The following is an 11,561-nucleotide window of genomic DNA, read 5'->3' on the forward strand; positions in this document are numbered from 1 at the left end:
GACACACTTTACGGGGGGCGTTCTTACTTTGTAGCTCTTATAAGCTTTTACAAATCCCATGGACTCCGTCCCTGGACCCGGTTTGGGCGTGCCTGCTACTTGGACTTCTTCGAACTTACTTTAGTTGTAGGCTCGTTTTCGTCCGCTTTGCGGACACACTTTTCAGGTGGCGTACTTACTTCATCATTGATACGGGAGAAGATTAAAAGCGTTTCACGCTTAACCGTCAACTACCGACATACTTCGTCAGTTCGACACGGTTTGTGTCCAAAACGAATTCATAATAAAAGTAGCAAAGCGCTTTGGGACGCTTTGCTGGAGTTGATGTCGTAATAGCTGAGATATTGCTGCTTTTAATTGCCTTGCGTTTCGGCGTCGATGTTGTACGCCGTGATGATTTTTTGAACCAGCGAGTGCCTTACGACGTCCTGCTCGGTGAAGATGATGAAGCCGATTTCCGGGATGTTTTGCAGGATGCGCTGCGCTTCGATCAAGCCGGAGCGCTTGCCTCTTGGCAAGTCGATTTGGGTGACGTCGCCGGTGATGACCATCTTGGCCCCGAAACCGAGACGGGTCAGGAACATTTTCATCTGCTCGGGGGTCGTGTTCTGGGCTTCGTCCAAGATGATGAACGAATCTTCCAGCGTCCGTCCGCGCATGTACGCCAGCGGAGCGACTTCGATCAGACCTCGTTCGAATGCTTTGGTCGTCTGGTCCGGACCGAGCACGTCATGCAGCGCGTCGTAGAGCGGCCGCAGATAAGGGTCGACCTTCTCCTGCAAATCGCCCGGCAGGAAGCCGAGGTTCTCGCCCGCTTCCACGGCGGGGCGCGTAAGCACGATTCGTTTCACGGACCCTTCCTTCAACGCGGCAACCGCGAGCACGACGGCCAAATACGTTTTGCCCGTTCCTGCCGGCCCGATGCCGAAGACGATGTCCATTTTTTTAATGGTTTTCACATAGTGGCGCTGGCCAATCGTTTTTACCCGAATCGGTTTTCCGCGAAACGTCGTCGTTATCTCGGCCTTGAACAGATCCAGCAGCTGATCGGCCTGCATCGTTTTGGACAACTCTAGCGCGTAGGAAATATCACGTTCGGAGGGCGAATACCCGCCTCTTACCAGCTGCTGCAGCACGGTATACAATTGCTCCAGCGATTCTACTTCGTCCGCAGGACCGGAAATCGCGATCTCCGCATCGCGCGACATAATATCGGATGACGATTGCTGCTGAACGTACCGTAAGTATTTATCCTGCGGGCCAAACAATGCCAGCCCTTCCGCTGCGTTAGCAAGTGGAATTTTGACTACCTTGAATTCATTCGGCAAAAATACTCAGTCCCCTTGCATTTGAACTAACGGTCTCTCTTTCACAATCGATTGATCCACTTCAAAAAACACTTTCATATAAACTTTACCATTGTCCGTCTTCTGATGCAAAATGTTTTCCGCGAGGATCTGCGCGTCGGGACCGACTTTGGCAAGCAAATCGGCGCGCGCCTGCTGAATGCCTTCCGCTTTGGCTTCCTCGACGCTGATCGTCTGCTGCTGCATCCGGACTTCCATGATCGTTTCTTTCATCCGGCCAAAGGGCAGCTTCAACGTCCGCCAGGCCGCTTTCTCCTCCTGCACCACCCGTTCGTACATCTCGTAGGGGTTTTTGCCGAAGCCGCTGACCCGCAGGGCACGTCCGCCGACCACGCCGTACCAGATCTCTTTTTTATTGCCGGTATACACCTTGCTCGTCCGCGTAAGCGGGGACACGATGTCGTATTCATGCCATACGAGGCCCTTGACGACGCCTTTCGCGACGACCGCCTTGCCATTGGTCTCGTCCCCCAGCAAACCCGAGATTAGAACATCGCCCTGTTTGACCTTCATATTGGGCTTCACGACGGGACGCCCGGACTCCGCCATCACTTTCGTGATGACCGCATCCGTCGAGGCAACCAGATGGCGCGGATTCATAAGCGGCCTAGCGGCCGGCGTCTTGGATTCCACGACGCGGATCGTAATATGCGTCCCCCGCTTCTCCACGCCGATCCACGCCGCTCCTGGCAGCTTCTGAGCAAGATGCTTCGATAAGTCCGATGCCTCCTGCAGCCGGAACGACCATTGAAAAGGATACAGCCCTTCCGATTTCGCCGCCTGCAGGATTTGTTCTTCGGACAGCTTGTCATTGCCCTGCACGTCGATGGACCATACCAGCGAAGACAACAAATACATGCCGATGAAGAAGAGGACGAGCCCCGCCGCAAAAAAAATGCGCTTCCGCAAACGCAGCTGCCAGAATGGAAGGCCCATCCGATCATGGACATGCAGCCGGCAGCCTGTCCGTTTCAATAACGGGCGCAGCCGGAAGAAATCGCTGACGATGACGTTGCACATCATCCCGCCATCCTTCGTTCTGCGAATGGACCACAGCTGCAGCCCATCCGCAAGCGCCTCATTCACAAGCCTCTCGATCCCTTGGCCGCGTACGGCGATGGTGACGTAACCGCGCAGCCAATGCATCCATGTGGCATCCATGCTCTTCTTCCCCCTTATTCCCGCACCTCGATATTTTTAATGACGCCTTCCACGAAGACTTCTTCCGTCCATATCGTTCGGATGACCAGATCGCTGCCGGTCACTTCGAGCTCTCCCTTGCTGAGCGCGAGTCGCAGCTTATCGCTCGAGAAATGCAAGACGCCGCGATGGTTTTCAATATACAACTGCCGGTCGCCGATCATCGTAACACGGGGCAAATCCATAACGACGTCCTGCGGCAGATCCAGCAAATCGGCAGCCAGTTTTCGAAGTTTGCGATTTATGCGGCGCATCCAGGCAGAGGCCCCCTTCCCGTACTGTACCAAACTATGCGGCGGCCGCCGGAAATATGAGAAATCGGAAAGACGAACAAGAAACTTGCACCATGCAAAAAAGCACCTGCCCGAAATCGGGCAGATGCTTCTAAGCTTTGGTTATTTCTGACGCAAGGGCCGCTTGGATCTAGGCGGTCCAAGCACCTCGGCCATAATGAAGGCCTGTCGCAGCTGGTCGCCTTGCGGCATGCGAAACGGATCGGTGTCCGTCCCGCTCGGAGCGGCCTTCCCGGACAGGGAGCCCGCTGGCGCCTTCGGTTTCGATTCCTCGAGCCTTTGTGCCTCCAATGCACGCGTTAAGGTGCCGGCCACGGGCATTTCCATGCTCTCCCCTTCGCCGGAAGTCAGTTCGCGCTGCGATTGATACACGCCGGACTGCGCGGGCGCTGTCTGCCTGCGCTGGGCGTTATCGCGCTGCGATGGCCGCTGCGGCTGCCCTGCAGGAATATGCTGCGGGCGTTCCGGCTGCGGCTGCCGCTGGTCAAGCCGGCTGGCCTGTGGACGGTCGGCCGTCCCGCCGCCAAACGTAGGCATCCGGTTCTGGCCTGGATTTTGTTTCCCGCGCGCCTTGTTCAACATCGTCAGCAAGAAGCCCACGATGATGACCACGATATAGAAATTCGAAAATAACAGCTTCAGGAGTTCTTCCATGCGTTCACCTCCGGCACGCGGAATTGTTGGTTACGGCATTCAGCCATTACCTTCCGTCTTCTTTCTCGGTGCCGTCGCCTTTGCCGATGGAATTGCGCATGCTCGTATCCGCTTCGATATTTTTGAAATTCATATAGTCCAGCACGCCGATCTTTCCTTGTTTGAGCGCTTCAGCCATCGCAAGCGGAACTTGGGACTCCGACTCGACGACGAGCGCGCGCATCTCGATAACGCGGGCTTTCATTTCCTGTTCCTGCGCAACGGCCATCGCGCGGCGTTCTTCTGCTTTCGCTTGCGCGATTCGCTTATCCGCCTCGGCTTGCTCCGTTTGCAAATGCGCACCGATGTTTTTGCCTACGTCAACGTCCGCGATATCGATCGACAGGATTTCGAAAGCCGTTCCGGCATCGAGTCCTTTGCCAAGCACCGTGCGCGAGATCAAATCCGGATTTTCAAGCACGTCCTTATGCGATTCCGAGGAACCGACCGTCGTAACGATCCCTTCGCCTACGCGGGCAATAATCGTTTCTTCGCCGGCGCCGCCGACAAGCCGCTCAATGTTGGCACGGACGGTAACACGCGCTTTAACTTTCACTTCAATCCCGTTCTTCGCGACTGCGGCAACGGTTGGGGTTTCGATAACGCGCGGGTTTACGCTCATCTGTACCGCTTGGAGCACGTCGCGGCCGGCCAAGTCGATCGCCGCAGCCCGTTCGAATTCAAGTTCGATATTGGCGCGCTGCGCCGCGATCAGGGAATTGACGACGCGGTCAACGTTACCGCCGGCGAGGAAATGGCTCTCCAGTTGGTTGATCGTTAATCCGAGACCAGCCTTCGTCGCCTTAATGAGCGGATTGACGATTCGGCTTGGCACGACACGCCGCAAACGCATAGCTACGAGCGTAATAATGCCGACGCGCACGCCCGATGCCAGCGCGGAAATCCAGAGCATGATCGGGAAGAAGCTTAGAAATACGGAAATGGCGATGATCGCCAAGACAACAATGATTATCACGGTTACTGCAGGATCTAAAGTCAAACTATCCCCTCCAAAATCTTATTCGTTCTCGTTTGTCTGCCTGACGACGACGCGAGTGCCTTCCACTTGAATAACGATGATCTCCGCATTCAGCGGAATAAACTCGCCCCGCGTCACAACGTCGACACGAGCTTCGCCGAGTTTCGCCGTCCCCGCCGGACGCAATGGCGAAACGGCAACGCCGTGCATGCCAATATAATCTGCTTTGTTCACCGACGAACGGTAGCCTTTATCGTTGGTAAGCTGATCGCGCAGGATGAATTTATTCCATACTCCCTTATGCGCGAAACGCTTGGCAACGATGAACACGATAACCGCCGCGATGATGACCGCTGCCACCAGCGAGAGCAGCGCGGACTTCGGATTCGGAGCAGCCAGAAGCACGCCGGATATTAAGGAAGCGGCTCCCAGCACACCTAGAATGCCAAAACTCGGAATAAAGAATTCCGAGACGAGCAGGAGCAGCCCTGCAATGAAGAGCGCCACGTCTTCGAACCCGGCAAACCCCGACACGTAATGTCCGAAGAAGTACAGGATGAAGGCGAGCAATCCGGCAATACCGGGCGCTCCGAAGCCAGGCACCATAAATTCGATGGCGACGCCGGCAATGCCGATAATCAACAGAATCGTCATCACGACCGGATTCGTCAGAAAATCGCCGATCTTCTCCATGACGCCCGATTCATAATGAACGATATTCGGCTGATCCAGATGAAGCCCGTTCAGCGCCTCGTCCACTGTCGCCGCCGTATACTCCGCGTAGCCCGCTTTAACCGCTTCCTGTGCGGAGAGGGTCAGCACTTCTCCCGCTGCTTTCGTGCGGCCGAGCGCTTTGAGCTCGATCTTAAGCGAAGGATTGACCATGGCCGCCGCGATGTCGGGATCCCGGCCATTGAGCTCCGCAGCGGATTTCATCGTCTCCGTCCAGTACGACACCGTCTTCGGATTGTCGATTAACGTTCCGTTCTGGTCCACGACGGCCGCCGCGCCGATCGTGCTTCCCGGCTCCATGACGATCTGCTGCGCATTCAGCGCAATGTAGGTGCCCGCCGATACCGCTTTTCCTTGCACGTACGCAGTCGTTGGGATCTTGCTTTCGCGAATCAGTTCGCCGATATCCAGCGCGCTTCCGACCTCGCCGCCAAGCGTGTTCAAGACGAGCAGCACCCGGCTTGCTTTAGCCTCTTCGGCATCGTCGTACGCTCGTTTCAAGTGCTGATAGAGACCGGATGCCACGGATCTGTCCGCATCGATGACGTAAACGGTAGAGCCTGCCGACGCGTCCGTTGACGCGCTTTCTGCCGATGCAGCCGCTCCCGTAAACATAAATCCTGCCAACATGACGACGGACAGCAGCCAGTTGAGTTTCCGCCGACCGAATTGCCCCACGGTAGTCCCTCCTATGCGCTATTTTACAAACGATGTAACCTAATCCTCTTGTACGCGTGCGGCCCGGAAATGTTTCAACTAAGCATGCACCGCTTCTTTCAGCCGCACCGCCGTCCAGTCCGTCCGGTAAAAACGAACCATGATGGCGATGCCGAAGACCATCAAGAACGAGTACAGCGCAAGCCATGCCCCCATGCTGCCCCAGTGGAAGACGAAAATGAACAGATACGCCAGCGGCACGAACAGCAGCCAGCTGACGATGAACGAAATCCGGAGCAGGAACGTCGTATCGCCGATTCCGCGCAGCCCGCCCGCATAGAAATTGAGCAGCCCGTCGAAAATTTGCAAATACGCGGATGCTTTGATGAGGTAAGCAGCCATTTCATACACTTTAGCATCGTCCGTATACATATGCGTAATTTGATCGGCGAATATAAATTCTCCGGTTCCGAGCAAAACAAGAAAGATCGAACCGAGAATGGCCGTATCCGTTCCGACCCTGCGGCCGAGCAGCGGCGTGCCTTTGCCCACATACTGCCCGACGAGAATGGTTGCAGTCGAGCCGAAAGCGAACGCAGGCATAAACCCGAATGACATGATGCTCAGCGCGACCTCGTTGGCAGCCAATGCCTGATCCCCTAGGCGGGCGACGAAGGCGGTGAAAATATACATCGAGAGACTGAGCGAGAACTCCTGCATGCCCAGCTTGCCGCTTTCCATCATGATCAGCTTCATTTCCACCCATTTGAACGCCAGCGTCATATATTTGCGGGTTTGGAATTTCTTGTTCAAGATGACGAAGAAGATGAAGGCGCAAATGAGCGTTTGCGTGCATTCGCCAATTAGCGTGGCATACCCGGCACCCTTTAATCCAAGCTCCGGCAATCCCAGCTTACCGTAGGTCAGCAAGTAGGTAAGGGTTAGAATCGGGATATTCGCCATCAGCGAGACGATCATCGACATCTTGGTCGCGCCGATGCCGCGCAGAAACCCGTGAAAGGCGAAATTGATTATCCCGAACGACATGGCATAGAAACGGAGTTCCAAATAAAAGCTTCCCGTATGGACCAGTTCTTTCGATCCTCCGGTCCAACGAAGTACGTCGTCGGCTCCAATGAAGCCGACAAGCGCGATCAGCACTGCGAAGGCCAAGCACATGTACATGGCGATGTAAGTGCGTTGAATGCCCCGCTTCATGTCTCCGGCGCCGTGGTTTTGGGCGACCAAATAATTGACCGTATGCCCGATGCCCGAGAAAAGCGCGAACGCATTGTACATAATAATGTTTGACACGCCGACGATCGCGATAATGAGCGAGCCGAGCTGACCGACAATAATGAGGTTGATTGTGCCGACGACGGTAGCGCTTGCAAAAGAAACTAAAGAAGGAATTGCCAATAATAAAATCACTTTCCAATTACGCAGCATGAGCGAAGAGGCCTCGTTTCTCTAGGTTAGACCAATTGTCACCCACCTAAAGACGCTGTGTCAACCTTTTTCACGCTGGAGGAAAAACGAAAAAACACTCCCCCGCAAGGAGGAGTGTTTGGCTGTCAGCCTATGTTATTGCAGAAATTGCTGCACAAATGTGTTTACTAGTTTACCATCAGCACGCCCTTTAACTTTCGGTAAAAGTGCGCTCATGACTTTCCCCATCTCGGCTTTCGAAGAAGCACCGGTTTCCTGGATGGTCTGCTGAACAATCGACTTGATCTCTTCTTCGGTCAGCTGCTGAGGCAGGTATACACTAATAATTTCAATTTCTGCTGCGACATCTTTCGCAAGATCATCGCGGCCGGCTTTCTCAAATTCTTGGAGGGAATCTTTACGTTGTTTGACCTCACGACTTAGAATATCAAGCACTTCGGCATCTTCAAGCGGTCGTTTCAGTTCAATCTCTTGATTCTTGATGGACGAACGAATCATCCGAATCGTAGAGAGCTTGAACTTCTCTTGGCTCTTCATCGCCTGCTTCATATCGTCGTTCAATCGTTCGCTAAGGTTCATTGTGGAAGGATCCTCCTAAAACTTTCTCTTGCGCGCAGCCTCGGACTTCAACTTACGCTTCACGCTAGGCTTCTCATAATGCTTGCGTTTCTTCACCTCGGCCAATACGCCATCCTTTGCGATGGTACGTTTGAAGCGGCGGAGTGCAGCATCGATCGTCTCGTTTTTGCGAACTTTTGTTTCAGACACCAGTTTTCCCTCCCTCCGAATCAGACCGTCCAAGAAAGTTAACACGGTTCATCAAATTTAATTATAGTTGATGAGGAAAGCCAGTGTCAACTCGAAAGGACATGCTATTTTTTGCCCTTTAGTTTAAACCCTTCAATTTCGCGCCGCCGAGCAAATGCAGATGCAGATGGTAAACAACTTGTCCACCGTCTGAATTCACGTTATTGACCAGCCGGTAACCGGATTCGGCAATGCCGAGCTCCTGTGCGAGTTGACGGGCGACCGCGAACAATTCCGCCATCAGCGCATCGTCTTCCGCCGTGACGTCGTTCATGGTCGGGATATGTTTCTTCGGGATAATCAGAATATGTACAGGCGCAGCAGGCTGAATGTCGTGAAAGGCAACGATGCGTTCATTCTCGAAAACTTTCTTCGACGGAATGCTGCCTTCGATGATTTTACAAAAAATACAATCCATGCTTCACCTTCCTCCCCTTCGAAATGAAATCCTCTACGCTCCATAATAACGAAAAACGGCCGGCAAGTCCAATGCCGCGAACCAGCGCCACGTATAGTCACGCTGGTTCATGAAGGCGGGATGCCGCACATGCTGCGGGGGCTCAATAGAACGGCAGGAGCGACAAGCCGAGGAGCGCCGTAAGCGGGAATACTTGCCGGTAGAATCGGCCGCGCGGAAAGAACGGATACGGATACAGCTGCGGGTAGAATGGTCCCGGGAAAAATGCGCGGTCGGTGCTGCCGCAGTGCGGAACCGCGAGGCATACGACTTCGTCGTCGATATATTCTACGAATCCGTCGCAGCAATAGCCGTCATGCGTATGGGCCAGGACGTACCGATGCATATTGTCGTGACACCAATTTTTGATCACGTGCTTATGTTCCGGCGGCGTGACGGTTTTTTGGCCCGTAGGCTTCTTCACAGGCGGGGAATTAACCGCGCCAGTGGACTTCTTGCCTGTCGCGCCTGTCGATTTTTTGCCTGCCGGGGATGTGGCCGTGCCCTTGGAACCTTTGCCAACCGGGGATGTTGACACCTTCTTCTCCATGCTCAACATGACCTCCTTCACTCTTATTTCATGATATTCGCCCGTAGGCAAATGGCGCCTATGGACACGCAAAATAGGCGTTCGCCCAGACGCGATCGATGCCGTTTTGAGGAGTCTATCAGTCTAAAATGAGATGGATTGGCAAAATAGCCTTGTTTATAATTGTAATCATCGCAGCGCCGAACGGACGCTGCAGCTGGAAAAGACGAGCCGCTCGTCAAGCTGGAAAGCAGCTGTGCCAGGACATGGAGGCCATCGATTTTAGGGGGAGACGAACGATATGAAAGTGGCGATTATCGGAGGCGGTTTGGCCGGACTGACGGCAGCCGCTTATTTATCGGAGCAGCCAGACATACAAGGCGTGCTGTTCGAACGCAGTCCGCAGCTTGGCGGACGGGCGTTTACGTACGAGAAGGCCGGTTTTACGCTCAACTACGGCGCGCACGCGATTTACGGTCTAGACCGCCATACCCTCTCCGGCATGGAGCGCGAATTGCATTTGCGTTTCAGCAGCAAGCAAGTAGACAAACGGAAGGTCATGTACGAGAAAGGGCTGCATTTGACGCCGGCGCCGCTTGATTTCGTTAATCTAGTCAAAACGGATATTTTGAGCACGATGCAGAAGGTTCGGTTCGTAGGGGAAATCACGGCCATCATCGCAAATATTCATCAAATCAAACATTATGCAACGCTGGGCGATTACTTGGCGGAGTCCGGAGCCGGCGAGAACGTCAAGGAACTGTGGGAGCACTTGGTATGCAGCAATTTCTTCATCGCGCCCGAAGATGCGCGCCGCGTGCCCGGCACCGTTATCAGCGAGTATTATCACAATCTATTTCTATCGCAGCGGCCCGTTAATTACGTGCTGGGCAGCTGGGCCGTCATTACCAATCAGCTCCGCGACAAAATTGATCTGGCTGGCCGCTGGACGATCGCTCTGCAGGAAGGCGTGGATAGCATCCAGTACGATCACGGCAAGTACGTGCTGAGGACGAAAGCGCGCGAAGAATCCTTCGATCGCGTCGTGTTCGCCATGCCCGTGCAGCAAGTCGTCAAACTGCTCCGCGGAACGCCTTGGGAGCCTTTCCTCGAGCCTTACGAGAACAATACCGCGACCGAAGTGATGGTCTATGACGTCGGCTTAAGCACTGTCGTCGCCCGTCCGTTCAGCTACATCAGCGACATGAACCATAAAATGTTCATTTCCGACGTATCCGCTACCGACCACACGCTCGTGCCGGATGGCGGCCAGCTGCTTCAGGGAATTGCCTATCTGAGCGACGAGAATGCCGGCGGCGAAGGCGACCGCAAGGCGTATCTGGAAGAACGGACGCAGCAGATGGAAGCGCTCTTCGACCGTCACTACCCCGGCTGGCGCGATGCCGTCGCCGTCAAGCGCGTATCCAAGAAAGCCATGGTGCAAAGCGTCAAAAACATCGCGACCAACAAGCTGCTGCCGGTCCGGATCGAGAACATGCCGTTCTACTTCTGCGGAGACGGCTGCGAAGGCAAAGGCGAGCTGGCCGAGCGCTCGTTCTCGAGCGGACGTCATGCGGCGGAGCTGATTTTGAAAGAGGTTCCGGTTCGGGTATAAGGTTAGCCTTTCGCATTACGCGCATTACGCTTGACGTGCATAAAGACAAAAGAGAAACCCGCGTTGGTATAAAAACGCGGGTTTCTCTTTATCAATAGCAATAGCCGGCTCTCCCTGCAGCGGGCGGGAATTCAGCTGTCTTTGGTTATATCAGGCGATCAGCCTTTAAAGGCGTGATCCGCCGGTTTCATTTGCTCAAGAAGCTTGCCTGCGATTTGCGGCCATTGCTTGTCGACTAAAATCAACAGCGACTGCTCCTGGTTGATCGTATCGTGCTGGAAGGCAGACAATTCCTTTTTGCAGGCGTCAAACACTTGGTGCAGCCCTTGCAGGTAGGTCTTCTCCTCCGCCGTGAGCGGTCCTTCGTGATTGCCGATCGCTTGCAGCGACGCAAGCGTCTGGTCCAAGAACTCGGTCGCTCCGCCCTTGGCCGTCGGGAATGGCTTGCCGTTCACATCTTCGGCTTCCTGAATGAAATCCGTCACGGACCCGCTTTGGCGGTATGCGGCTAGCAGTCCGCTCTTGGAAGTCATCCGAGCGGCGATATCCGACGCGGTCACGAGCGCTTCCGTCTGCGCGGCTGCTTGGTTCATGAATGCTATGGCTGCATTGCCCGACTGTATGATTTCAGTCCCTTGGCTGACACGGTCTGTCTGATCGTTTTGAATCGTTTCGGAGTATAAAAACACGTTGCCGATCAAGCTGAATGTCAGCAAAATTAGTACGATCGGCGTAAAAATCGGCCGTTTTGTCCGCGGTTCTTCCACTAAGCTGCCCCCTAAA

13 protein-coding genes are annotated in these 11,561 nt (G+C 54.4%); 1 reads left to right on the forward strand and 12 read right to left on the reverse strand.

Features of this window, described 5'->3' with window-relative positions; translation table 11 throughout:
- Positions 1-353: 353 nt before the first annotated feature.
- From GZH47_RS05940 to GZH47_RS34025, 11 genes are all read right to left on the reverse strand, one after another.
- The gene (locus GZH47_RS05940) at positions 354-1,328 is read right to left on the reverse strand and encodes a PhoH family protein (RefSeq protein ID WP_162639159.1); all 975 of its coding nucleotides are present in this window, start codon (positions 1,326-1,328) and stop codon (positions 354-356) included.
- Positions 1,329-1,334: 6 nt separating this feature from the next.
- Positions 1,335-2,528, reverse strand: a complete 1,194-nt coding sequence (gene yqfD, locus GZH47_RS05945; RefSeq protein WP_162639160.1) for a sporulation protein YqfD — start codon at positions 2,526-2,528, stop codon at positions 1,335-1,337.
- 14 nt (positions 2,529-2,542) lie between these two features.
- Positions 2,543-2,821 (reverse strand): sporulation protein YqfC, encoded by a 279-nt coding sequence (yqfC, locus tag GZH47_RS05950; RefSeq protein WP_162639161.1) that lies wholly within the window; start codon positions 2,819-2,821, stop codon positions 2,543-2,545.
- Positions 2,822-2,962: 141 nt separating this feature from the next.
- Positions 2,963-3,514: a hypothetical protein gene (locus GZH47_RS05955; RefSeq protein ID WP_162639162.1), complete on the reverse strand. Its 552-nt coding sequence runs from the start codon at positions 3,512-3,514 to the stop codon at positions 2,963-2,965.
- Between the two features lie 46 nt (positions 3,515-3,560).
- The gene (gene floA / locus GZH47_RS05960) at positions 3,561-4,553 is read right to left on the reverse strand and encodes a flotillin-like protein FloA (RefSeq protein ID WP_162639163.1); all 993 of its coding nucleotides are present in this window, start codon (positions 4,551-4,553) and stop codon (positions 3,561-3,563) included.
- Positions 4,554-4,571: 18 nt separating this feature from the next.
- Positions 4,572-5,942: an NfeD family protein gene (locus GZH47_RS05965; protein WP_162639164.1), complete on the reverse strand. Its 1,371-nt coding sequence runs from the start codon at positions 5,940-5,942 to the stop codon at positions 4,572-4,574.
- A gap of 78 nt (positions 5,943-6,020) precedes the next feature.
- Positions 6,021-7,370 carry an MATE family efflux transporter gene (locus GZH47_RS05970; RefSeq protein ID WP_162639165.1) on the reverse strand — a complete coding sequence of 450 codons (1,350 nt, stop codon included), beginning with the start codon at positions 7,368-7,370 and terminating at the stop codon, positions 6,021-6,023.
- 135 nt (positions 7,371-7,505) lie between these two features.
- Positions 7,506-7,949, reverse strand: coding sequence for a GatB/YqeY domain-containing protein (locus GZH47_RS05975; RefSeq protein WP_162639166.1), 444 nt, complete (start codon positions 7,947-7,949; stop codon positions 7,506-7,508).
- Positions 7,950-7,964: 15 nt separating this feature from the next.
- Entirely contained in the window at positions 7,965-8,138 is a 174-nt protein-coding gene (rpsU, locus tag GZH47_RS05980; protein WP_090573672.1) for a 30S ribosomal protein S21, read from the reverse strand.
- 118 nt (positions 8,139-8,256) lie between these two features.
- The gene (locus tag GZH47_RS05985; protein ID WP_162639167.1) at positions 8,257-8,595 is read right to left on the reverse strand and encodes a histidine triad nucleotide-binding protein; all 339 of its coding nucleotides are present in this window, start codon (positions 8,593-8,595) and stop codon (positions 8,257-8,259) included.
- Between the two features lie 142 nt (positions 8,596-8,737).
- Complete coding sequence (locus GZH47_RS34025; RefSeq protein ID WP_225446375.1) at positions 8,738-9,184, reverse strand: hypothetical protein; 447 nt, start codon at positions 9,182-9,184, stop codon at positions 8,738-8,740.
- A 280-nt stretch (positions 9,185-9,464) separates the two neighbouring features.
- Between GZH47_RS34025 and GZH47_RS05995 the strand changes: the two genes are divergently transcribed.
- On the forward strand, positions 9,465-10,778 hold the full coding sequence (locus tag GZH47_RS05995) for an FAD-dependent oxidoreductase (RefSeq protein WP_162639168.1): 1,314 nt from the start codon (positions 9,465-9,467) through the stop codon (positions 10,776-10,778).
- 158 nt (positions 10,779-10,936) lie between these two features.
- Here GZH47_RS05995 and GZH47_RS06000 read toward each other — a convergent pair whose 3' ends face one another.
- Positions 10,937-11,545, reverse strand: coding sequence for a hypothetical protein (locus GZH47_RS06000; protein WP_162639169.1), 609 nt, complete (start codon positions 11,543-11,545; stop codon positions 10,937-10,939).
- Positions 11,546-11,561 lie beyond the last annotated feature (16 nt).

Origin of the sequence: Paenibacillus rhizovicinus (assembly GCF_010365285.1) — a bacterium.
GTDB classification, from domain to species: Bacteria; Bacillota; Bacilli; order Paenibacillales; family Paenibacillaceae; genus Paenibacillus_Z; species Paenibacillus_Z rhizovicinus.